Source organism: Kribbella hippodromi (assembly GCF_039531045.1).
Lineage (GTDB): Bacteria > Actinomycetota > Actinomycetes > Propionibacteriales > Kribbellaceae > Kribbella > Kribbella hippodromi.
Genome location: NZ_BAAAPH010000002.1, coordinates 279279 through 302119 on the forward strand (window position 1 = coordinate 279279; position 22841 = coordinate 302119).

Below are 22841 nucleotides of genomic sequence, written 5' to 3' on the forward strand. Positions count from 1 at the left end.
GTGGGACTCGAGGGGTGATCGGGGTAGCCTGAGCAATATGGCGACCCGCACGTCTTCCCCGGCGCGGGCGCAGAAGTCAGCAGCCAAACGGCCGAGCACGGCCCGTTCGGCCGCTGGTGGACGCCCCCGTCCGTCCGGTGCCCAGAAGCGTGGGCAGACCGCAAAGCGCGGCGGTGGATCCTCCCCAGCGCGGACCAGTACGCCCAAAAACAGCGGCTCGGGCCCGTTCGCGGCCGCCATGATCGCTCTCGGTCGCGGTGTGGTGAAGCTGTGGATCGGCATCGCGCACCTGCTCGGCAGCATGGTCCGCGGCATCGGCCACAGCGCCCGCGACCTGGACCCGGAGCATCGCCGCGACGGCGCCGGCCTGTTCCTGATCGGTCTGTCCCTGGTCGTGGCGGCCGCGGTCTGGTGGGATCTGCCCGGCTCGGTCGGCAACGGCGTACGCACGGTGGTCGGCGGCAGCATCGGCATGCTCGGCTGGGCGTTGCCACTACTGCTGCTGCTCGTTGCGGTCCGCACCCTGCGGCACCCGGACCGGAACGGCCCAGCGGGTCGTCAGGTGATCGGCTGGACGGCCGTCTGCCTCGGCGTCCTCGGCCTGATCCACATCGCGAACGGCCTGCCCCGGCCGAACAACCCGGCCGACGGACCGCTGCGGGACGCCGGCGGCGCGATCGGGTACTTCATCTCGTCCTTTCTCTCCGACCTGCTGACCGAGTACGTCGCGGCACCGTTGCTGGTACTGCTGTCGATCTTCGGCGCACTGGTCGTCACCGGCACGCCCGTGTACGCGATCCCGCTGCGCTTCCGGGCCGCATTCGACGTACTGATGGGCCGGACCGAGCTGCCCGAGGACGCACCGTCCGTCGCGGCTGCTGGATCGACCGAAGACACCGTCCGGCTGACCCGCAAGCAGCGGCGCGCCAAGGCCGCCGAGCTCGACGAGGACGGCGAGCCGACAGTCAAGCCGTACGACTCACCCGTGCTCGAGGGTCGCGAGATCTCCAAGCGCGGCCGCAAGGCAAAGGCGCGTGCGGCCGAAGCGGACGCGTACGACGTCGACTCTGACACCGAGTCCGACTCCGCCGAGCCGGATGGCCCGAGCGCGTTCGGCGCTGGTCTTGCTGCCGTCGTCGAGCCGGCGCCGGCCGCGGCGAGCAAGCCGTCCGCGCCCGAGCCGCCGCCGCACACTCCGCTGCCGCAGCGCGTCGAGCAGCTCAGCCTGTCCGGCGACATCACGTACACGCTGCCCGACGGACAGATGCTCAAGCCCGGTTCCGTGCACAAGGCGCGTACCAAGGCCTCCGACCAGGTCGTCGACCGGCTGACCGAGGTGTTCGAGCAGTTCGGCATCGACGCCCAGGTCACCGGCTACACCCGCGGCCCGACCGTCACCCGGTACGAGGTCGAGCTCGGCGCGGCGGTCAAGGTCGAGAAGGTCACCGCGCTGTCGAAGAACATCGCCTACGCGGTGGCCTCGGCCGACGTACGCATCCTGTCGCCGATCCCGGGCAAGTCCGCGATCGGGATCGAGATCCCCAACACCGACAAGGAGATCGTCAGCCTCGGCGACGTGATCCGGAGCGCGACCGCCCGCAACGACCACCACCCGATGGTGGCCGGGCTGGGCAAGGACGTCGAAGGCGGCTTCGTGGTCGCGAACATGGCGAAGATGCCGCACCTGCTGGTCGCCGGCGCGACCGGTTCCGGCAAGTCGTCGTTCGTGAACTCGCTGATCACCTCGATCCTGATGCGCGCCACCCCCGACGAGGTACGGATGATCCTGGTCGACCCGAAGCGGGTCGAGCTGAACAACTACGAGGGCATCCCGCACCTGATCACGCCGATCATCACCAACGCCAAGAAGGCCGCCGAAGCGCTGCAGTGGGTCGTCCGCGAGATGGACATGCGGTACGACGACCTGGCCGCGTTCGGGTTCCGGCACGTGGACGACTTCAACAAGGCGGTCCGCGGCGGCAAGGTGAAGCCGCCACCGGGCAGCGAACGCGTACTGACGCCGTACCCGTACCTGCTGGTGATCGTCGACGAGCTCGCCGACCTGATGATGGTCGCGCCGCGCGACGTCGAGGACTCGATCGTCCGGATCACCCAGCTGGCGCGCGCCGCCGGTATCCACCTGGTGCTCGCCACCCAGCGGCCGTCGGTGGATGTCGTCACCGGTCTGATCAAGGCGAACGTACCGTCCCGGCTCGCGTTCGCGACCTCGTCGCTGGCCGACAGCCGGGTCATCCTCGACCAGCCCGGCGCGGAGAAGCTGGTCGGTCAGGGTGACGGCCTGTTCCTGCCGATGGGCGCGAGCAAGCCGATGCGTATCCAGGGCGCCTGGGTCACGGAGAACGAGATCCGCGGTGTGGTCGCGCACTGCAAGGAGCAGTTGCAGCCCACGTACCGCGAGGACGTCACCGCCGCGCCGGGGCCGAGCAAGGACCTGGACGACGAGATCGGCGACGACCTCGACCTGGTGGTGCAGGCGGCGGAACTCATCGTTTCCACCCAGTTCGGCTCGACGTCGATGCTGCAGCGTAAGCTCCGCGTCGGCTTCGCGAAGGCGGGCCGGCTGATGGACATCCTGGAGAGCCGCGGTGTCGTCGGTCCGAGTGAAGGTTCCAAGGCCAGGGACGTGCTGGTCAAACCCGACGATCTCGAGGACTTCATCAGCACCCTCCGAGGAGAGTGAGACGTGACCGCCGCGAGCACAGCGCCCAGGCAGGAACAGTTCGACGCCGACCCTGAGCCCACGCCGTTCACAGTCCGTTCGTCCCAGCGCGTGCACGGCGGTATCGCCGTCGGTGCCGCGCTGGTCGCGATCGGCTTCGCCGCCTCGGGTTCCAGCAGCCCGACCGGCATCCTGCGCTGGATCGTCGCGCTCGCGTTCGCCGTCCTCGCGGTGGTGTGCGCCCGCGCGCTGACCGTCGGGGACATGCTGGTCGCCGACCAGACCGGCATCCGGCTGCGCATCGGGAACGAGTGGGTGGGTACCCGGTGGGAAGACATCGAAGAGGTGACGGTGCTGCAGCGCCGGCATCCGCTCGACGACGGGCGGATCGCCGTACACCTGCAGGATCCTGGGCCGATCCTCGGCGCGTTGCCGAGTTCGACCCGCAAGATGACCGATGCGAACCGCCGACTGACGGGGTCCTCACTCGCGATACCGTTCGGGTTGACGGCGCGCCCGTCGAACGGGGAAGTGGTGCAGGCACTGCACATGCTGGCCGATGCCCGGTGCCCGGTCAGGGAACAACTCTGACTCCCGCGTGACCCCGTCCGACCAAGACCGTTGTGTTGATGTCGGTGGCCAGGCCACCGGCTCGGGGACGTCGACGGTCCGGCAGACAGTCCGGACGATGGAGAGGATGGTGGGGACGTGAGCATCGGCAGCGAGCTCACGGCGGCCCGCGAACGGGCCGGCATGACGATCGAGCAGCTGAGCTCGGCGACCCGGATCAGAACCGGCCTGCTGACCGCCATGGAGGCCGACGACTTCTCCCGCTGCGGCGGGAACTTCTATGCCCGTGGGCACATCCGGTCGATCGCCCGCGTGGTCAAGGCCGACCCGGTGCCGCTGGTCGCCACCTTCGACGCCGAGCACGCCGTCGAGGAGGAGAAGTCGCGCCGCGAGGAACGCGCCGCGGTCAAGGCGCCGACCCTGCACCCGGCGCGCCCGCGCTGGGCGGTCGTGGTCGGCGCGATCCTGGTCAGCCTGATGGGCTGGGGGATGGTCCGGCTGTTCACCCTGCCCAGCGACATCGAGGCGAACGCGTCCAAGACCGCGACCACCTCCGCGACCGTCACCACCCCGACGCCCAAGGCGACGCCGAAGCCGACCGCCAAGCCCACCCGGACCCCGACGAAGGCGAAGCCGCCGGTTCTCAAGACCGAGCTGACTCTGACAGCGCGTGACTCCGGTACGTACCTGACTGTCCGCGACCGGAAGAACAACCGCCTCTTCCAAGGCCATCTCAGCCCCGGCATCGCCCAGTCGGTCACCAGCGCCGGCGACATCCGCGTCACCGCCGGCAACCCCGGCAACCTGATCGTCATGCTGAACGGCAAGCGCCAGTCCACCACCCTCACCCGCTTCACCGCCCACCCCGACGGCACCGTCACCAAAACCACCAACCAATCCACAACCTCCTGACCCCACGCCGCGTCCCCGCCCCAAACCGCTCGGCGGTGAGGGGTTGTGGTGTGAGATGTGCTGGTGAGTTAGGCGGGGGAGTGTACGGCGCGTCATACTCGTGGGGATGACTACGCCACCCACCACCGTCGCCCTGGTCACGCTGGGCTGTGCCCGCAACGATGTCGACTCCGAGGAACTGGCCGGCCGGCTCGAAGCCGGTGGTTTCCGGCTCGTCGACGACGCTGCCGAGGCCGACACGGTGGTGGTGAACACCTGCGGATTCGTCGAGGCCGCCAAGAAGGACTCGGTCGACACCCTCCTCGCGGCCGCCGACTACAAGGAATCCGGCCGCACCCAGGCGGTAGTCGCCGTCGGCTGCCTGGCCGAACGCTACGGCGAACAACTCGCCGACGCTCTTCCGGAAACCGACGCGGTCCTCAGCTTCGACGACTACACCGACATCTCCGACCGCCTCCGCTCTATCCTGGCCGGCACCAAACACCAGCCCCACGTCCCGCACGACCGCCGCAAACTCCTCCCGCTCGCCCCAGCAGACCGCCACACCACCCCCGGCGTAGCTGTCCCGGGCCACAACACCCACCCGGCTGAGTCTGACTCGACGGGCGCCGTGCGGCACTCCGACGGCAACCAGATCGCCGCCGCCGGGCATGCTCCCTTCCACAGGGCGACCACCTCCGACGACACCCGTGCCAGCAACACCCATTCCGCGGTCGCCGGTCAGGCGGCACCGGGCGCAGGCCCTGGCTCTCTTGGTTCTGATGAGACGGCAGCGGCTCCAGGGCTCAAGGGGCGGTTTGTCACAACCACCCCCAGCGAACTGAAGATCGACGCCCCCGACCTCGCCACCGCCCCCGCGAGCGGCCCGCGCGTCATGCGCCGCCGCCTCGACGGCGGCCCGATGGCCCCGCTGAAGCTGGCTTCCGGCTGCGACCGCCGCTGTGCGTTCTGCGCGATCCCGATGTTCCGCGGCGCCTTCATGTCCCGCCGCCCGGCCGAAGTCCTCCGCGAAGCCGAGTGGCTGGCCGAGAACGGCGTCCGCGAACTCTTCCTCGTCTCCGAGAACTCCACCTCCTACGGCAAGGACCTCGGCGACCTCCGTCTCCTCGAGACCCTCGTCGCGGAGATCGCCCAGGTACCGGGCATCACCCGCGTGCGCGTCTCGTACCTTCAGCCCGCCGAGATGCGCCCGACGCTGATCAGCGCGATGACCTCCACCCCGGGCGTGGTCCCGTACTTCGACCTCTCCTTCCAGCACGCCTCCGGCCCGCTCCTGCGCCGGATGCGCCGCTTCGGTGACGCCGAACGCTTCCTCGAGCTGATCGCCCAGGTACGCGCCGCCGCCCCGGCCGCGGGCATCCGCAGCAACGTCATCGTCGGATTCCCCGGTGAGACCGAGGAAGACGTCGACATCCTCTGCGACTTCCTGTCCCGGGCCGGCCTGGACGCGATTGGCGTCTTCGGTTACTCCGACGAGGACGGTACGGAAGCCGAAACGTACGACGGCAAACTCGACGAAGACACCATCGCCGCCCGCCTGGACCGGGTCACCCGCCTGGCCGAAGACCTGACCTCGGCCCGAGCCGAATCCCGCATCGGCGAACTCATCGAATTCCTGGTCGAATCCATCAACCCCGATGGCGATCAGGACGCCGACCTCGCGGCCGACGAGACCCCCGCTGATCTGGCGACCGGCACCAACCTTCAGGACCCTGCCACGGAGCTCGACGGGCTCGAGGCGGTGACCGGTCCTGCCTCGGAGGTCTTGGGCCGGGGTGGGCGAACCGCCGAGGGCCGCGCCGCGCACCAGGGTCCCGAGGTCGACGGCACCACCACCGTGACCGGGCTCCCGGACGGTGTACGGGTCGGTGATCTGGTCTCCGCGAAGGTGGTCGCGAGCGACGGTGTGGACCTGATCGCCGAGTTCGCGGCACTCGTGAACACGCCGGACGCCCGTCCGGCAGCTAACCTGACCGCGTGACCAACCCCCCGACGAACCCGGCGCCGCGCGCAGCCGGCGGGCACATCCACGCGCCCAGCGCCTGGAACCTGCCGAATGCGCTCACGGTCCTGCGGCTCGTCCTGGTCCCGCTGTTCGTCTGGCTGCTGGTCCGCGAGGGCGGTCACATCGAAAGCAATCGCCTGCTCGCCACCACCGCCTTCGTCGTCGCGATCGTCACCGACCGCTTCGACGGCGACATCGCCCGCCGCTGGAACCTGGTCACCAACTTCGGCAAGATCGCCGACCCGATCGCCGACAAAGCGCTCACCGGCGCCGCGTTCATCGCGCTGTCGTACCTCGGCGAACTCCCGTGGTGGATCACCGTCCTGGTCATGGTCCGCGAGTGGGGCGTCACCGCCCTCCGCTTCTGGGTCATCCGCCACGGCGTCATGCCCGCCAGCCGCGGCGGCAAACTCAAAACCGTCCTCCAGGCGATCGCCCTGGGCCTTTACCTGCTCCCATGGCAACACGTCGCCGTCCTGCACTGGACCGCCGTAACCATCATGGCCGCCGCCGTCGTGGTAACCATCGCCACCGGCCTCGACTACGTAGGCCGAGCCCTCCGCCTCCGAGCCGCCGCCAAACGCCCCCTCCCGTAAACCGGACTGGTCCAGCAAGAAGATGCCAACAGACAAAGGCCGCGCCAGGCCGGCATCACCGGCCGCCAACCTCGCGGAAACCTACCGCCGCTTCAGCCGCGCCGCCGCAACCAAGTCCTCCCCCTTCTACCAAGCCCTAGCCACAGCCCTAAGCACCTCCCCCGAGGCACTCACCGCCCTCAACGCCCTCCCCAGCGACGCCCATCCTGAGCACGCCTCAGCGAACGAACTTGCCTCAGCCTCCAGGGACCCCCAACAACAAGAGCAGCCCTCAGCGAACGACCCTGCCTCAGCAGGCGAGCGGGCGTCAGCACGCGAGCTAGGTTCCCCAGGCTCGAGGATCTCGGCGGGTGCGGCGGGTGCGGCGGGTGCGGCGGATGTCGAGGGTGCCGCGGGTGCTGGTGCAGCTGGGGTGTTGGGGTTGAGTCTGCGGCAGCCGGCGGGGGTGCTTGCGGGGCTGCATGAGCTTGTGTTGTCGGGGCGTGCACCGAGGCTGGCGGCCGCGTACGCAGCGCTCGACGTTGATGCGGCGGTAACCGCAGCGATCGAAGTGCTCACGAACATGCCTGGTGCGGTTGCAGAGATCGCCGCGCGTCGCCAGGTGCGCTCGTTCGAGCCCGGTCGGCACGCCGTTTTGTACCCAGCCATCACCGAGGCAGCTCACCGCGTAGGTGCCAGCCGGATCGCACTGATCGACGCAGGCACCGCACGCTCCGCCCGTGACCTCGGCACTGCCGGTGACGTCGGCACTGCCCGTGACGCACGCACTGCCCGGGACGTCGGCACTGCGCGTGGCGTCGGTGCCGGGGGTGGCGTCGGCAGGACCCTCGCCTTGCACTCGACCATCTTCAATCTGAACGTCGACCGCGCGGGTGTCACCTACAACACCGGCCAATCGCTCGGCGATCCAGCATCACCCGTCCAGCAGTCGGCCCGGGTGGTCGGGAAGACTGCGCTCCCCACTCACCCCATGCCCGAAGTAGTCGCCCGCATCAGCGTCGCCTCCGTTCCGATCGACCTGACTGATCCCGCCGAGGCCCGCTGGTTGCACGCCTGTCTGCCGCCAGATCAGCAGGCGCAGTCCGCCGCTCTCGACGCCGAACTCGCGTTGGCCGCCGCATCGCCACCACGGTTCGTACCAGGCGAGCTGGTCGACGGCTTGTCCGACGCCCTTGCCCAAGTACCGCTTGATGTCCTCCCTGTCGTCCTTACCACCTGGACCTTGTCCGGGCTGTCCCTTGAAGACCGGCTGCGGTTCCTGCAACGTCTGGACGCGGCAGCCACCGAGCGTCCGGTCGCGTGGGTGTCGGTCGAGGGCGTGGGCGTCGCTCCCGCGATCCCGACGTTCGGTGATCGCCCGGCGTCAGGTCACAGCATCATCGATATCGCAATCTTCGATCACTCATCCCTTCAAGCCGAGTCGGTGGGCCGTACGTGGTCGCGCGGCGCCATCCTGTCCTGGCTGGCGCAGTCCTAGCCCGAGCGCTGTCCGGTGCGACAGGAGCGCTGACCGGCGGCGCAGTGCGGCGGTGTGGTCGGTGCGCGGTGTGTGGTGCTTCGGTACGGCGGTGCGGTTGGTGCGGTTGGTGTGGTTGGTGTGGTCGGTGTGGTCGGGGTAGCCGGGGTCGGGTATGGGTATCGGGTGGACATGGTGGAGGCGGCAGTGAGTGGTGACGGAGTTCAGTCGGCTGTTGAGCGGTTGGTGGGGCTGTTGGGGGAGCGGGGCGTGACGGTTGCTACTGCTGAGTCGTTGACCGGAGGGATGGTCGGGGCAGTGCTGACGGGTGTGCCGGGGGTGTCGGCTGTGTATCGGGGTGGCGTGGTGGTTTACGCGACTGATCTCAAGGCCAAGCTCGCCGGTGTACCGGAGGAGCTGCTGGCCGCTGTAGGGCCGGTTCATCCGGATACGGCTGCCGCATTGGCAACCGGTGTCCGGGTGCGTCTGGGGGCCGACTACGGGCTCGCGACGACCGGTGTGGCCGGTCCGGACCCGCAGGCGGGTGTCTCGGCCGGCACGGTGTACGTCGCGGCGGCCGGCGCGGGGAACGTTCAGGTGCGAAAACTGCAACTGAACGGTGACCGGGAGACCATCCGCCAGGCGAGTGTGCGGGCCGTCCTGGAACTCGGAGCCGCCCTGGTGGCGGAAGAACTCGACTGAACGAGGTGTTGAGACCAGCATGGTGACAGGTAAGGCAGACTGGCGCGGCGCACCGAAGGTGGACATTGCGAGAGGTAGTGACCCAGCAACGGGTACCGTTGGTTCCTACGGCCGAGCTACCGTGCGAGTAGACGCGGCCGGACAGGCGGAAGGGAGAAACCTCATGGTGCTGGTTCGTGGCCTGCTGGGCGACGTGCTGCGGCGTAAGCGGCTGCGCCAGGGGCGCACGCTGCGCGAGGTATCTGCCGACGCCCGGGTCAGCCTCGGCTACCTGTCCGAGGTGGAGCGCGGTCAGAAGGAAGCCTCCAGCGAGCTGCTGGCAGCGATTTGTACGGCGCTCGACGTGCCGTTGTCGACCGTTTTCGCCGAGGTCAGCCAGGATTTGGCCCGCGAGGAGGCGCTGGTACTCGCGCACCCGACCATCGAGCCCGAGGTCGTCGCCTCGGCGGCCTGATCCCAAGGTCATCGCGAGTCGCCCAGCATCGTCGGCCAAGCTGCGTCGGTTGCGCATGAATCTCTCCTCTCGTTCGAACGCGCGTTCGATGTCAGAGAAGATATCCGGGTTTGACCCGGTCACCAGAGTTGTCCACAGGCTTGTTCAGCCGAGGACTCAGACCTCCGGTTGGCAGGCCGGGCACCAATAGGTGACCCGCTGCCGCGTCGGTTCACCGAGCTCGCCGGTGCGGATCGTCGTACCGCACCGGCGGCATGGTTTGCCGCCGCGTTCGAACACCCAGGACCGCTGCCCGGGACGGTCGACTCCGGTACTGACTTGGGTGCCGTTCCGGACATTGAGCTTCAGCAGCTTGCGGCTGAGATCGACCGCTGCCGGGACGTCCACGTCCGAGACCGGCCGCCACGGGTGCAGACCGAGCAGGAAGCAGACCTCGATCCGGTAGAAGTTGCCGATTCCGGCCAAGTTCCGCTGGTCGAGCAACGCTTCGCTGATCGTGCGCTCCGGTACGGACTCGACATTGGCAATGGCGACCGACCGGTCGAACGATGGCGACAGCAGATCAGGTCCGAGATGACCGACCACACTGTCCTCGTCGTCGGTCGCGACCAGATCGAGTACCGGCAACCGATACCCAACTGCCGTCCACGGCGCCGTTTCGAGTACGGCTCGAATCTGATGATCCGGCCCGCCATGCCACCGCTCACCGGGCCGGTACAAATGCCAGCTGCCATCCATCCGGAAGTGGCTGTGCAGCGTCAGCCCACCGGACATCCGCATCAGAATATGTTTGCCACGAGCAACGACTTCGATCATGGTCCGGCCGCTCAGGTCAGTGGTCGCGAGCGACGGGACACGGAAGTCCGTCCGCACGAGCTCTTGTCCCGCGAGCGCTTGGTTCAGGCGCTTGCAGGCCCGCCAAACGGTGTCTCCCTCAGGCATGATCGATCATCCTGACTCTCAGGCGCGCAATCGCAGGCCTCTGGGCGTCGCATGGAAGCCCGCCTTCGCCAGTGCGTCACCGAACGCCGTGTGCCGGACCTGCTCACCGTCGGCGGTCTCCACACTGAGCTTCCCGAGTTGACCGTCCCGAATCGATAGCGCGAGTGCATCGACAGCTGGCTGAAGCACCTCGGAATCCTCGGTGAAACTCAACACAGTCCGGCCGCCACGCTCGACGTACACGATGAGTTGCCCGTCGACCATGACGACCAGCGCGCCTGCCTTCCGGCCCGGGCGATGTCCGCCGGCGCTCTCGCGTTCGGGCCACGGAAGCGCAGCACCGTACGGATTCGCGGGATCGGATGCAGCCAGTACGACAGCGCGCGCGGTCAGCTGCTCGTCCTTTCGGCCGCGACCGCCCGCGGGTGCACCTCCGGCGCCGAACCGCCCGGGAGGACCGAACGGCCCTTCAGGTTCGGATGGTCGAGATGTTGGTAGCTCAGCCAGCGCCCGAAGCCGATCCACCGCGCCTGGTAGCGCGAACTGCGCCGCGCCCAATCCAGCCACGAAGTACCCGCGGCGGCAGCGACCGGATTCCTCGAAAGCACTCAGCACCTTGTACACGGCGGCGAACCCACCAGGCGTACGCTCCGTCATCACCGAGCCGCGCGTGACGATGCCGTACCGGTCCAGCAATGTCTCGGCCGCGGCATGCGCACGTCTGGTCGCGTCAGCGCTGCGCTCCGGCAGCAGAGACCACCGCCCGCCCGCAGTCGGCGGACCGCTCCGGGACGGCATCGCCGGCCGCCCGGGTCGCACTGGACGCCCGGGCCGGGCACGTGGCGTCGTCCGACGGGTGCGGTGACTGCCCCGCCCGCCGCCGACCAGCGATCGAACCGGCGTCAACGTGTCGTTGGTCAGATACCCGGCCCAGACCAGATCCCACAAGACGCCGACCAGCGCCTCGTCGTCGACCGTGCCGGACGCGGCCCCGACGGCATCACTCAGTTGCCGGAAGAAGAACGCCCCGCCGCCTGCCAATGCGTCCAGGACGGCCTGATGCGTCTCGCCCAACTCGAGCGCCGGATCGGGATCAGGCAAGGTCAGATCGCAGTTGTCGGCCAGATGCAGTGACACCCACCCATCCGTACCCGGCAGCGAACCAGACCCGGCCCAGACGACCTCGCCCGTCGCTGTCAGCTCATCCAGCATCGATGGCTGATATCCAGGTACTCGGGATGGCAGCACGATCGATTCGAGCGCGGACGCCGGCACCGCACAGCCCGCAAGCTGCTCGACCGCGCCGAGCAGCACATCGTACCCACGGCCGCGGCTGCTCGTGATCCCTTGCCATGCCGGGAGGAAGCGGGCCAGCGCGGACGGATCGACGGGCTCGACTTCCTTGCGCAGCGCGGCCAGGGACCGGCGCCGAAGCAGCCGGAGGATCTCGCTGTCGCACCATTCGAGCGCGATCCCGCCCGGCAGGAACTCACCTTCGACCACCCGGCCGGCCGCGCCGAGCCGGCGTAGTGCATCTGAGACGACCGCGACACCGATCCCGAGATGGGTCGCGAGATCGATCGCGCGGAACGGTCCATGCGTTCGCGCGTACCGGGAGACGAGATCGCCGAGCGGATCAGCGACCGGCTCAGCATGCGCCTCCGCGACACCAGGCGGCAGCGGTACGCCGAGGGCATCCCGCAATCGGGCCACGTCTTCGACGACGGCCCACCTATGCTCACCGGCTATTCGTACCCGCACGACTCGACGGGCCGAGGCCAGGGAAGTCAGCCAGGACTCCGCATCCGACCCATCGACACATCGCTGCGTGGCCTCGGGCAGCGACAACGGGCCGACGAGTCGCAGCACGTCGAACAGGCCTTCGGCGTCACGCGCCCGACGATCCTCGGCCAGCCGCTGGAGCTCGGCCTCGGTGCGCAGCACGACCTCCGCGTCGAGCAGCTCGCGTAGCTCGGTCCGACCGAGCAACTCGGCCAGCAGACTTTGGTCCAGCGCCAAGGCGGCAGCACGCTTCTCCGCCAGCGGGCTGTCGCCCTCGTACATGAACGCGCCGATGTAGCCGAACAGCAGGGACTTCGCGAACGGTGAGGCCTCCGGCGTCTCGACTTCGACGACCGAGATCCGGCGCTCGCTGATCCCGGTGAGCAGATCCTTCAGGGCAGGCAGGTCATACACATCCTGCAGAACCTCGCGCAACGTCTCGAGCACGATCGGGAACGAGCCGTACTTACTCGCCACGCTGAGCAGTTGCGACGCCCGCTGCCGCTGCTGCCACAGCGGCGATCGCCGACCGGGATTGCGCCGCGGCAGCAGCAACGCCCGCGCCGCGCACTCCCGGAACCGTGCCGCGAACAGCGCCGAGCCACCGACCTCGGTCGTGACCAGATCCTCGATGTCGGCGGGATCGAACAGCACCAGCTCCGCGCCCGGCGGCGGCTCGTCCGTCTCCGGCAGCCGCAGCACGATCCCGTCGTCGCCGGACACCGATTGGGCATCCATCCCGTACCGATCGCGCAGGCGGGCGGCGATCGCGAGTGCCCACGGCCCGTGCACCTGACCGCCGTACGGCGTGTGTACGCAGACTCGCCAGTCGCCGAGCTCGTCCCGGAACCGCTCGACCACGATGGTCACATCGTCCGGAATCCGGCTCGTCGCGTCCCGTTGCTCAGCCAGGTACGAAACCAGGTTGGTGGCGGCGTACTCGTCGAGGCCCGCGGTCCGCGCGCGCTCGATCGCCTTCGTCGCGGGCAATGACGCCATCTTCCGGATGAAGGCACCGGTCGCGGCACCGAGCTCCGCGGGCCGACCGACCGCGTCACCCTTCCAGAACGGCAGTCTGCCCGGCTGACCCGGCGCGGGGGAGACCAGCACGCGGTCGTGGGTGATGTCCTCGATCCGCCAGCTCGATGCTCCCAGCGTGAAGACATCGCCGACGCGCGACTCGTACACCATCTCTTCGTCGAGCTCACCGACGCGATGGTTGGTCGACTCGCCGACCAAGAACACTCCGAACAGGCCACGGTCCGGGATCGTTCCACCGCTCGTCACGGCCAGCCGTTGTGCGCCTGGGCGGCCGGAGATCTCGCCGCTGACCCGGTCGAACACGATCCGCGGTCGCAGCTCGGCGAACTCATCCGACGGATAGCGGCCGGAGAGCATGTCGAGCACGCCGTCGAATGCCGAACGGGGCAGTGTCGCGAAGGGCGCGCACCGGCGTACCAGAGCGAAGAGCTCGTCGACATCGATCGAGTCGAGCGCGACGATCGACACGATCTGCTGCGCTAGGACATCGAGTGGATTGGCCGGGATGTGCAGACTCTCGATCAGTCCCTCGCGCATCCGCTGCACCACGACGGCCGTGTCGATCAGATCGCCGCGGAACTTCGGGAACAGCACCCCGCGCGACACCGCGCCCACCTGGTGACCGGCCCGGCCGACCCGCTGCAGCCCGCTGGCGACCGACGGCGGCGCCTCGACCTGGATGACCAGATCGACGGCGCCCATGTCGATGCCGAGCTCAAGACTGCTCGTCGCGACCACGCAGGGCAGCCGGCCGGACTTCAGATCGGCTTCGATCAGCGCCCGTTGCTCCTTGCTGACCGAGCCGTGGTGAGCCCGCGCGACCAGCGGTGGCGCCGCGAGCGAACCGCCCGACTGAGCCATCACCTGCGCGGGCGAACCCAGCTCGGGCAGCTCCAGCTCGGCGCGCTCGGCGGCGATCTCGTTCAATCGTGCGGTCAGCCGCTCGGCCAGCCGGCGCGAATTGGAGAAGACGATGGTCGAGTTGTGCTGACTGATGAGGTCGAAGACCTGCTCCTCGACATGTGGCCAGATCGACGCGTGCTGGGCCGGCCCGGCCGCGGAACCGGACGTTTCGATCTCGGTCGCCGCCAGCTCGGCCATGTCCTCGACCGGCACCACGACGCTCAGATCCCACTGCTTGGTGAACTTGGGCTGCACCACCGTCACCGGCCGCTCGCCGCCCAGGAACCGCGCGACCTCCTCCACTGGGCGTACGGTCGCCGAGAGCCCGATGCGCTGGGCCGGCTTCGGCAGCAATGCGTCCAGCCGCTCGAGCGTCAGCGCCAGATGCGCGCCGCGCTTTGTCCCCGCGACCGCATGTACTTCGTCGACGATGACTGTCTCTACGCCACGCAACGACTCACGGCCCTGCGAGGTGAGCAGGAGAAAGAGCGACTCGGGAGTGGTGATGAGTACGTCGGAAGGCCGCGTCGCGAACCGTCGCCGCTCCGCCGCCGGCGTATCGCCCGATCGCACCGCCACCTCGACGTCGATCGGCGCCTCGCCCAGCCGCCGCGCGGTCTCGCGGATGCCGATCAACGGCGCGCGGAGGTTGCGCTCGACGTCGACGGCGAGCGCCTTCAAGGGCGAGACGTAGAGGACTCGGCAGCGCAGCTTCGCGTCCTCCGGTGGAGGTGTCGTCGCCAGCCGGTCGAGCGCCCAGAGGAAGGCCGCCAGCGTCTTGCCTGAACCGGTCGGCGCGACCACCAGCGCGTCCCGGCCCGCGGTGATGGCGTCCCACGCCTCGAGCTGGGCCGGGGTGGCCGCCTCGAAGACGTCGCCGAACCACGCCCGGGTCGCGGGCGAGAACCGGCTCAACGCGCTGGTTTTCTTCACGCCGACCATCTTGCCGGGTGCCGCCGACAGTTTTCACGAGCCGCCGCGCGGGCCCGGTGTCGCCGACCGTGAACAGGCGCTTTCCGTCCGCTGCGCGAAGTGTCCCCCGCGTCTGGAATGATCGGCCGCATGATGAACCGCGTACGTGCAGCGGTCGTCGTCGTTGCCTGCCTGGTCGGCCTGACCGGCTGCGTCAAACTCGACGGTGACCTCAAGGTCGGATCGAACGAAACCGTCTCCGGCACCATGAAGATCGGCGTCGACAAGCAGCTGCTGCAGTCCAGCGGCCAGTCGCTCGACAAGGTCCGCCAGCAGATCGAGAGCGGGATCAAGCAGACGACCACCGACGGGGTGAGCTGCAAAGCCTTCGAGGACGGGCAGTACGTCGGGTCGAACTGCACCTTCGAGAGCGTCCCGTTCGACAAGATGGGCAGCTCGAGCGGCGACGGCGTCGGGTTCCGCAAGGACGGCGACAAGGTGAAGGTGACGGTCAAGGCCGGCAACCTGAACGTACCGTCCGGCAGCCAGCCGCAGGTGAACTTCAAGATCACCATGCCGGGCAAGATCCTGGAGCACGACGACGGCGCGAAGGTCAGTGGGCGGACGGCGACCTACGACAGCCTCGACAAGGTCGGGAAGATCTCGCTGACCTCGGAGGCGGGCGGTGGGTTCCCGACCTGGGCGATCATTCTCATCGTCGTGCTCGTGCTGCTGATCATCGGCGGGGTCGTGTTCTTCATCCTGCGCGGTCGCAAGTCCAAGCAGGGCTACGGGCAGCAGTTCCCGGGGCAGTATCCGGGTCAGCCGGGTCAGCCGGGTCAGCCTGGGCAGTACGGCGGACCGGGGCAGTACCAGGGGCAGCAGGGGTATGGGCCGCCTGGACAGCAGTACGGTCAGCCCGGCCAAGGTCAGTACCCGGGTCAGCCTGGGCAGTACGGTGGTCAGCCGGGGCAGTACCCGGGTCAGCAGGGTCAGCCGCCGTACTCCGGGCAGCCGGGGCAGTCTGGTCAGGGGCAGTACCCTGGGCAGCCTCAGCCAGGGCAGGGGCAGTGGGGACCGCAGCAGGGCCAGCAGCCGCCTCAGCAGGGTTCTGGTGGCTGGGGTCAGCCCGGGCAAGGGCAGCAGCCTCCGGGTTCGCCTTACGGTCAGCAGCCGCCGCAGCAGGGTGGTTGGGGCCAGCAGCAAGGTGGTCCGTCGGCGCCCCAGCAGGGTCAGCAGGGCGGTTGGGGACCGCCGCCGAAGGACGATGACGGGCAGGCATGAGACTGACGGAATTCTGGGCCCGGATGGATCAGCATCTCGGGCCCGCGTATGCACGGACCTGGGCGGAGACCCAGGTGGTCAAGGGACTCGACGGCCGGACGGTCGTCGAGGCTCTGGCCGACGGTGAGGCCGCCAAGGTGGTTTGGCGTGCCGTCTGGGCGCACCTCAATCTCCCAGCCAGCGAGCGCTGACCGTCGTCAGAGCGGTTTGATCCGGAACGCGCCGTTCGTGAGCAGGTCAGCCGCCGCGTACGCCGCCTTCCGGATGCCTTTGCGCTCGTCGAAGAATCCGCCGACCACGCCGACACCAGGTAGCTTGCCGATGAACCGAGCACCGAGACTGCCGCGTGGCCGCTCCTCGAACACCTCGGTCAGCCCGCCGAACAGCTTGCTGATCCGCCAGACCAGCCGGATGCCGTGACGCAGGCCGGTCTCCTCGTCCGCATTGCCGAGACCGAGCTGCTTCGCCACGTCCTGGCCGGCGAGCGTCGGGTCGTCGTACTTGAGTACGTCGTCCGGAGTGATCGGGCGATCGGTCAGGACGCGAGCGATGATCGCCGTCCGGTCGGCGTGCGCCTCGACGCCGTACTCGCGGCAGACCGCGCCGATCACCATCGCCTGGACCGCCGCGCCGAGGGTGTCCTTGATCGGAAGCCGGTCGGCGGCCGCCCCGCTGATCCGGGGGAGGGCCGCGACGACCGCGGCGAACCCGCCGAGCCGGGCCACCCACCAGTCACAGCGCTCGGCGAGGGGCAGTGTCGGCCACTCCGCGTGGCCTGGCACCTTCATCCGCAGCAACCGGTCGATCGCCAGGATGAGGCCCTTCTCGGCCAGATTCGGCTGCTCCTGGGCGGAGTACTCGGTGAGCACGCTGCGCGCCCCGAACGGGTCCTGGGTACGGAGCGCGTCGAGTACGGTGTCGATGCCGAATTCGACCCGGCTGAGCGCCAGTACCACGGCGGAATCGGGGACGTCGGGACGGTCTGTCACGCCGCAAGAGTAAGGAATCCCCGGGCCAGGCTGGTTGCCGGAACAGGCTTCGGCGTGTCAGTTGTGATTCGAACACGTGTTCGGGATACTTTGGTCTCCGGAAGGTGGTCGTGGCGGCCGGTTTGTCCACAGATTCGAAGTGGCGGCGAAAACTGTCGGCGGCAACGAATACCTTCTCTGGCGACAACGAACTTCCTTCGGGCGGCCGGTGGGCGGCCCCGGATTATCAGATGGGTCAGGTGGCAGTCACATGGCGGGTGCAGCGAGTGCGGCGAGTGCGGAGCGCGCGGCGGCCGATCGCGAGAAGGCGCTTGCGACCGCGCTGACGCAGATCGAGCGGCAGTGCGGCAAGGGTTCGGTGATGCGCCTCGGGGAGCAGAACCGGCCGCCGATCGAGGTCATCCCGACCGGGTCGATCGCGCTCGACATCGCGCTCGGGATCGGTGGTCTGCCGCGCGGTCGCGTGGTGGAGATCTACGGCCCGGAATCCTCCGGTAAGACGACGGTCGCCCTGCACGCGGTGGCGAACGCCCAGCGGGCCGGCGGCATCGCGGCGTTCATCGACGCCGAGCACGCCCTCGACCCGGAGTACGCGCGGAAGCTGGGCGTCGACACCGACGCGCTGCTGGTCTCGCAGCCCGATTCCGGTGAGCAGGCGCTGGAGATCGCCGACATGCTGGTCCGCTCCGGCGCGATCGACATCGTCGTGATCGACTCGGTGGCCGCGCTGGTGCCGCGGGCCGAGATCGAGGGCGAGATGGGCGACAGCCACGTCGGTCTGCAGGCCCGGCTGATGAGCCAGGCACTGCGGAAGATGACCGGTGCGGTCAGCGGGACGAACACGACCGCGATCTTCATCAACCAGCTGCGCGAGAAGATCGGCGTGATGTTCGGCTCCCCGGAGACCACGACCGGTGGTAAGGCGCTGAAGTTCTACGCGTCGGTGCGGCTGGACGTGCGCCGGATCGAGTCGCTGAAGGACGGTACCGACGTGGTCGGTAACCGGACCCGCGTCAAGGTCGTGAAGAACAAGGTGGCCCCGCCGTTCAAGCAGGCCGAGTTCGACATCATCTACGGCCAGGGCATCAGCCGCGAGGGCAGCCTGCTGGACCTCGGCGTGGATCAGGGCTTCGTCCGCAAGGCCGGCGCCTGGTTCACGTACGAGAGCGACCAGCTCGGCCAGGGCCGGGAGAACGCGCGGAACTTCCTCCGCGACAACCCCGACCTGGCGAACGAGCTGGAGAAGAAGATCAAGGAGAAGATGGGCATCGGCCCGACCCTGGACGCCCCGGCTGACGCCACGGCCGAGGTCGATGTCGACTTCTGATCGACCCCCCGCGAGTGGCAGCGTCCCCCGGCCCTCTCAAGGTGCCGACGACGCTGCCCCCGCGGCGCTGTCTTTACCCCACGAAGAACGCCTGGCCCTGGCCCGCAAACTCCTGGCCCAAGGCCCACCCTCCGAGAACACTCCCAAACCAGCCACCACCCGAGCATCGGGTGCCGGGTCTTCCCGTCGCGGTCGTAACAACACCCCTGACCGCGACGAACCCTCCGGCGACGGCGGCGTTAGCGCGGCGAACCGCGGCAAGTCGTCCGGTGGTTCGGGGCGGCGTTCGCCTCGGGACCGGTCCGCGTACGGTGCCGGGGTTGCTGCGCCGATAGCCGACGAACAGCGCGCCGCGGAGGACGTTTCGGCTGGCGGGGATGTCTCCGGTGACGAGGGTCCTTCGAGTGAGCGTGGTCGTAGCCGGCGAAGCTCCAGGGCGGGGCGGGGTGCGGCTGCGCGGGGAGCTGATCCGTGGGGTGATCTCGACGATGAGTTCGCTGACGATCAGCCGGAGGCGGGTCGCGTACGCCGGCGGGCAGGTTCTATCAGGAGAACAGCCGGCACTTTCGATCCGTGGGATGAGCCGGAAGAGGCCACCTCGACGGCAAGTCCAGACGGCTCGTCTGGGCCTGGCTCCACGGGAGGTAGGGCATCCACCGGCTCCGGTTCCGCACGTACTCGTACGCCGGCTGAGGAATCGCGAGCTGACGATGCTCCGGGTGACGCTCACGCGGTGCGTCAACCGGGGGAGCAATCCGTACGGCGGGGGCGCTCTTCGCGCGGTTCGGGTGGTGTGCAGGCAGATCCTTGGGGTGACCTGGACGACGGCACCGCTCAAGTCCACAAACGAAACGCCACCAACCGCCTCGCCGAAGCCCGCGCCTTCGCCGACGACCTCCCAACCCCCGGCTCGTCCTCCGCCGACCACCTCCCGGCGAACCAACCTCCTCCGTCGGACCGTCCCGCCACAAGCCAACCTTCGTCGGCACGCGACGGCACGAACCAGCCTTCATCCGATCACTCCGCGACGAGCCAACCTTCGTCCGATCACTCCACAACGAGCCGACCGTTGTCGGATCATTCCGTCGCGGGTGAGCTCTCGGCCGATCGCTCCGTGACGAGCACGCCGCTGGCGGGTCGTGCGGTCGCAAGCACGACCTCGTCAGAGCGGCCTGTCGCGGGCCGACCTTCGTCCGACCGCCTCGCCACGAGTGAGCCGTCGTCGGATCGTTCCGGCACACGTAAGCAGTCATCGGATCGTTCCGGCACACGTAAGCAGTCATCGGATCGCTCCGGCACGCGTAAGCAGTCGTCGGATCGCTCCGGTACGAGTGAGCGGTCGTCGGATCGCTCCGTTGCGGGTGAGCGTTCGTCTGAAGAGTCCGTGGTGGGTAAGTCCTCGACTGAGGATTCCGTGGCGGGTCGGGGCTTGTCAGAGGGTTCGGTTTGGGGCGAAGACGAGCGGTCGAGTGGCGTGCGGTCGCGGCGTACGGCGTCTGGTCGGCGTGCCGGTGCGGCGGAGTTCCCGGCGGATGACCTGCTCGCCGACAGCACATCCGACGCGAACGACCCGTCGTCTGGGGCCGGGTCGACCTTGGCGGCGGCCCGGTCGGTGGGTGAGTCCGGGGCGGACGCGCGGGTGTGGGGTGGCGCCGGGGTGGATGAGTTGCTGGCCGGTGGGGACCTTGAGCTGGATGATGGGCAGTTGGGCAGTGGTGGTTCTGGGGTGGATGCGCCTGTAGCGGGTGTCGGTCGGGGTGGGCGTGGTCGGCGCGCGCCCGGGGGTTCTGATGAGCCGGCTCGGGTTGGTGATGGAGCTGAGGGTGGCGCTGGGGCTGGCCGCGGTGTCCGGGCCGGTCGCGGTGCTGGGGGCGGGACCGGGGCCGGCGGTGCTGGGGGTGGGGTTGTCGGGGCTGGTGGGGGGAAGAGGCGGGGTGTTGGGGGAAGAGGGTTTGGTGGGCGGCGTGGGAAGCGGCGGGGGGTGGATGGGGCCGAAGGGGTTGAGGAACCGGGGGCGGATGGGGACTCTGATCCGTATGCGGTGGCTCGGACTGTTTTGCTGGATAAGTTGACGGGGCAGCCGCGTACGCGGGCTGAGTTGGCGGGGGTGCTGGCTGAGCGGGAGATTCCGGATGAGGTGGCCGATCAGGTACTGGATCGGTTTACCGAGGTCGGGTTGATTGATGATGCGGCGTTCGCGAATGCGTGGGTGGAGTCGCGGCATCGCGGGCGTGGGTTGGGGAAGCGGGCGCTGGCGCAGGAGCTTCGGCGGCGTGGGGTTGATGATCAGCTCGCGCGGGACGCGTTGGAGGAGCTCGATCCTGAGCAGGAAGAGGACACGGCCCGGGCGCTGGTACGGCGGAAGTTGCGGTCCATGCGTTCACTCGATCGGCAGGTCGCGATGCGGCGGTTGCTGGGGATGCTGGCGCGCAAGGGGTACCCGGGTGGGATGGCGATGAGCATCATCAAAGAAGAGCTCGACGCCGGGTACGAGGAGTTTCCGCTGCTCGGTTCGTCGGGGTTGGAGCCGGAGTAGGTCGGTCGGGTTCGCGCCGCTGGAACACGGGTTGTTTGAGGTCGCTCGCGCGAGGCTGCAACACGCCAGCAGCGACTGGGTGAGTAGCCAGCCGCCCAGCTCCATCGGCGGGTACATGTCGTCGTCGATCAGGCATGTGGTGCTCGGTGCTCTGGTGCGGCCGAGTAGGTGGCTGGCTGCTGCGTGTCGAAGCCATTCCGTGGTCGCCGGGACGGTACCGAAGAACGAGTGGTGGTCCGGTCAGCGCGCGCCGGACGCGGGTGTTGCACGCTCAGCATTCGGTCGGGCTGCCCATTGACTACCCGTCGTTCGGTACCGATGGTGCAGGCAGCTGTGGTTACGCGCGCGGTGAGTACGGCGGTGGGGGTACGTTGACGGGTATGGCGGATCTGGGGGTTGTTGAGCGGGTTGTGGCGGGGTTGCCGGGGACTGAGGAGGGGGTTCGGTATGGGATGCGGACCTGGAAGGTCGGCGGTAAGGCCTATGCGTGGGAGCGGCCGTTCAGCAAGGCGGATTTGAGGCGGTTCGGGGACGAGGTGCCGCCGGCGGGGGAGATCTTGGCCTTGGTGGTGGAGGATTTGGCGGACAAGGAATCGGTGCTGGCTGCTCGGGTGGGCGATGGATTCTTCACGATTCCGCACTTTGAGGGGTTTTCGGCGGTGCTGGTGGAGTTGGGGAGAGCCTCCGAGAGTGCGTTGACCGAAGCGTTGGTTGATGCGTGGTTGGTGCATGCGCCGGCGGATGTCGCGAAGGAGTACCTGGCGAAGCGCTAGGCGTTCTGGAGGCGGGTGGCGAAGGTTCGGTAGGCGGCGCGGAAGGTTGGCGGCGCCTCCAAGAGTTTGAAGTCGGCGTCGATGAAGGCGAGGCTTTGGAGGAGCCATTGCCAGGTGTCCAGGGCGAGGGTGACGCGGGTGCGAGTGGGCGTGACGGATTCGAACTCGGCGTCCAGGTACTTCAGGGTGTCGAGGACGGTGCCGATCGGTGCCTCGATCATCAGGATGATGGTCTGTTTGGCCTTGTTCAGGCCCTGGCGCAGGTACGCGGTGGCTGATTCGGCAGGTAGTGGGCGCGGTGTGTAGGACGTGTACGTACGGCGCTCGTCGCGGATGCGGTCGACCCGGAAGATCCGCCAATCGTCGCGATCGAGATCGAAGCCGAGCAGGTACCAGCGGAGCAGGTGCTGGATCTGTCGGTACGGTTCGATGTGGCGGATCGTGCGGTCGCCGCGGGCGTTCTCGTACGCGAAGGAGATGGTCTCGGACTGGGCGATCGCGTCGGCGAGCAGGCCGAGTTGGTCGGCGGTGACGCGGGGCGCGGGCTGGCGGCTGGTTTCCAGGCTCGATCGGAGTGAAACGGCCCGGCCGCGGAGGTGACTGGGCAGGAATTGGTCGAGTTTGCCGTACGCGCGCAGCGCCGCGTCGTCGATCCCGTCGCCGGACGCGGCGCCGACCGAGGCGAGGGAGGCCAGCGCGAGCAAAGTCGCGACCGCCTCGTCGTCGTCCAGTACGAGCGGCGGCATCGTGCGGCCGGCGGTCAACCGGTAGTACCCGCCTGGGCCGGGCTGGGTCTCGACCGGGTAGCCGTAGCCGCGGAGGCGGTCGACGTCGCGGCGGAGCGTACGGGCGCTGACGTCGAGGCGGCGCGTGAGTTCGTCGCTGCTGAACGACCGGCCGGTCTGCAGGGCAGACAGCAGTGCCAGCATCCGCGCGGTCACATCTGCCATCCGTCCATGATGCCAAGAAATGCGGTC

17 protein-coding genes are annotated in these 22841 nt (G+C 68.7%); 13 read left to right on the forward strand and 4 right to left on the reverse strand.

Annotated elements, in window-relative coordinates:
- Nucleotides 1–238 precede the first annotated feature (238 nt).
- The 8 genes from ABD260_RS04020 to ABD260_RS04055 all read left to right on the forward strand — a co-directional run bounded on the left by ABD260_RS04020 (nucleotide 239) and on the right by ABD260_RS04055 (nucleotide 9375).
- Nucleotides 239–2701 (forward strand): DNA translocase FtsK, encoded by a 2463-nt coding sequence (locus ABD260_RS04020; protein WP_344231928.1) that lies wholly within the window; start codon nucleotides 239–241, stop codon nucleotides 2699–2701.
- Nucleotides 2702–2704: 3 nt separating this feature from the next.
- The gene (locus ABD260_RS04025) at nucleotides 2705–3271 is read left to right on the forward strand and encodes a hypothetical protein (protein ID WP_344231929.1); all 567 of its coding nucleotides are present in this window, start codon (nucleotides 2705–2707) and stop codon (nucleotides 3269–3271) included.
- Between the two features lie 117 nt (nucleotides 3272–3388).
- A complete protein-coding gene (locus tag ABD260_RS04030; protein WP_344231930.1) occupies nucleotides 3389–4162 on the forward strand; it encodes a helix-turn-helix domain-containing protein in 774 nt (257 codons plus the stop codon).
- Nucleotides 4163–4268: 106 nt separating this feature from the next.
- Nucleotides 4269–6143 (forward strand): MiaB/RimO family radical SAM methylthiotransferase, encoded by a 1875-nt coding sequence (locus ABD260_RS04035; RefSeq protein ID WP_344231931.1) that lies wholly within the window; start codon nucleotides 4269–4271, stop codon nucleotides 6141–6143.
- Nucleotides 6140–6763 carry a CDP-diacylglycerol--glycerol-3-phosphate 3-phosphatidyltransferase gene (gene pgsA, locus ABD260_RS04040; RefSeq protein WP_344231932.1) on the forward strand — a complete coding sequence of 208 codons (624 nt, stop codon included), beginning with the start codon at nucleotides 6140–6142 and terminating at the stop codon, nucleotides 6761–6763. The genes ABD260_RS04035 and pgsA overlap by 4 nt, the downstream gene beginning before the upstream one ends.
- A gap of 22 nt (nucleotides 6764–6785) precedes the next feature.
- The gene (locus tag ABD260_RS04045; RefSeq protein WP_344231933.1) at nucleotides 6786–8240 is read left to right on the forward strand and encodes a DUF2332 domain-containing protein; all 1455 of its coding nucleotides are present in this window, start codon (nucleotides 6786–6788) and stop codon (nucleotides 8238–8240) included.
- A 171-nt stretch (nucleotides 8241–8411) separates the two neighbouring features.
- Entirely contained in the window at nucleotides 8412–8921 is a 510-nt protein-coding gene (locus tag ABD260_RS04050) for a CinA family protein (protein WP_344232099.1), read from the forward strand.
- Nucleotides 8922–9084: 163 nt separating this feature from the next.
- The gene (locus ABD260_RS04055) at nucleotides 9085–9375 is read left to right on the forward strand and encodes a helix-turn-helix domain-containing protein (protein ID WP_344231934.1); all 291 of its coding nucleotides are present in this window, start codon (nucleotides 9085–9087) and stop codon (nucleotides 9373–9375) included.
- A gap of 156 nt (nucleotides 9376–9531) precedes the next feature.
- Here the strand turns inward: ABD260_RS04055 and ABD260_RS04060 are convergent, their stop codons facing one another.
- A complete protein-coding gene (locus tag ABD260_RS04060; protein ID WP_344231935.1) occupies nucleotides 9532–10317 on the reverse strand; it encodes an Fpg/Nei family DNA glycosylase in 786 nt (261 codons plus the stop codon).
- An 18-nt stretch (nucleotides 10318–10335) separates the two neighbouring features.
- Nucleotides 10336–14985, reverse strand: a complete 4650-nt coding sequence (locus tag ABD260_RS04065; protein ID WP_344231936.1) for an ATP-dependent helicase — start codon at nucleotides 14983–14985, stop codon at nucleotides 10336–10338.
- A 120-nt stretch (nucleotides 14986–15105) separates the two neighbouring features.
- On the opposite strand from ABD260_RS04065, the gene ABD260_RS04070 reads away from it, so the two are divergent.
- A complete protein-coding gene (locus ABD260_RS04070) occupies nucleotides 15106–16239 on the forward strand; it encodes an LppM family (lipo)protein (RefSeq protein WP_344231937.1) in 1134 nt (377 codons plus the stop codon).
- Nucleotides 16236–16430, forward strand: a complete 195-nt coding sequence (locus ABD260_RS04075) for a DUF3046 domain-containing protein (protein ID WP_344231938.1) — start codon at nucleotides 16236–16238, stop codon at nucleotides 16428–16430. Before ABD260_RS04070 ends, ABD260_RS04075 begins: the two co-directional genes overlap by 4 nt.
- A gap of 6 nt (nucleotides 16431–16436) precedes the next feature.
- Here ABD260_RS04075 and ABD260_RS04080 read toward each other — a convergent pair whose 3' ends face one another.
- The gene (locus ABD260_RS04080; RefSeq protein WP_344231939.1) at nucleotides 16437–17228 is read right to left on the reverse strand and encodes a hypothetical protein; all 792 of its coding nucleotides are present in this window, start codon (nucleotides 17226–17228) and stop codon (nucleotides 16437–16439) included.
- 250 nt (nucleotides 17229–17478) lie between these two features.
- Here ABD260_RS04080 and recA point away from each other — a divergent pair, with 250 nt between their 5' ends.
- The 3 genes from recA (at nucleotide 17479) to ABD260_RS04095 (ending at nucleotide 21864) form a co-directional block, all read left to right on the forward strand.
- The gene (gene recA / locus ABD260_RS04085; RefSeq protein WP_184833585.1) at nucleotides 17479–18555 is read left to right on the forward strand and encodes a recombinase RecA; all 1077 of its coding nucleotides are present in this window, start codon (nucleotides 17479–17481) and stop codon (nucleotides 18553–18555) included.
- Nucleotides 18542–21091, forward strand: coding sequence for a regulatory protein RecX (locus ABD260_RS37515; protein WP_425553277.1), 2550 nt, complete (start codon nucleotides 18542–18544; stop codon nucleotides 21089–21091). The genes recA and ABD260_RS37515 overlap by 14 nt, the downstream gene beginning before the upstream one ends.
- Nucleotides 21092–21543: 452 nt before the next feature.
- Complete coding sequence (locus ABD260_RS04095) at nucleotides 21544–21864, forward strand: hypothetical protein (protein ID WP_344231941.1); 321 nt, start codon at nucleotides 21544–21546, stop codon at nucleotides 21862–21864.
- On the opposite strand, the gene ABD260_RS04100 is transcribed toward ABD260_RS04095, so the two are convergent.
- The gene (locus tag ABD260_RS04100; RefSeq protein ID WP_344231942.1) at nucleotides 21861–22814 is read right to left on the reverse strand and encodes a helix-turn-helix transcriptional regulator; all 954 of its coding nucleotides are present in this window, start codon (nucleotides 22812–22814) and stop codon (nucleotides 21861–21863) included. The two genes, ABD260_RS04095 and ABD260_RS04100, sit on opposite strands and share 4 nt — an antisense overlap.
- Between the last annotated feature and the right edge of the window lie 27 nt (nucleotides 22815–22841).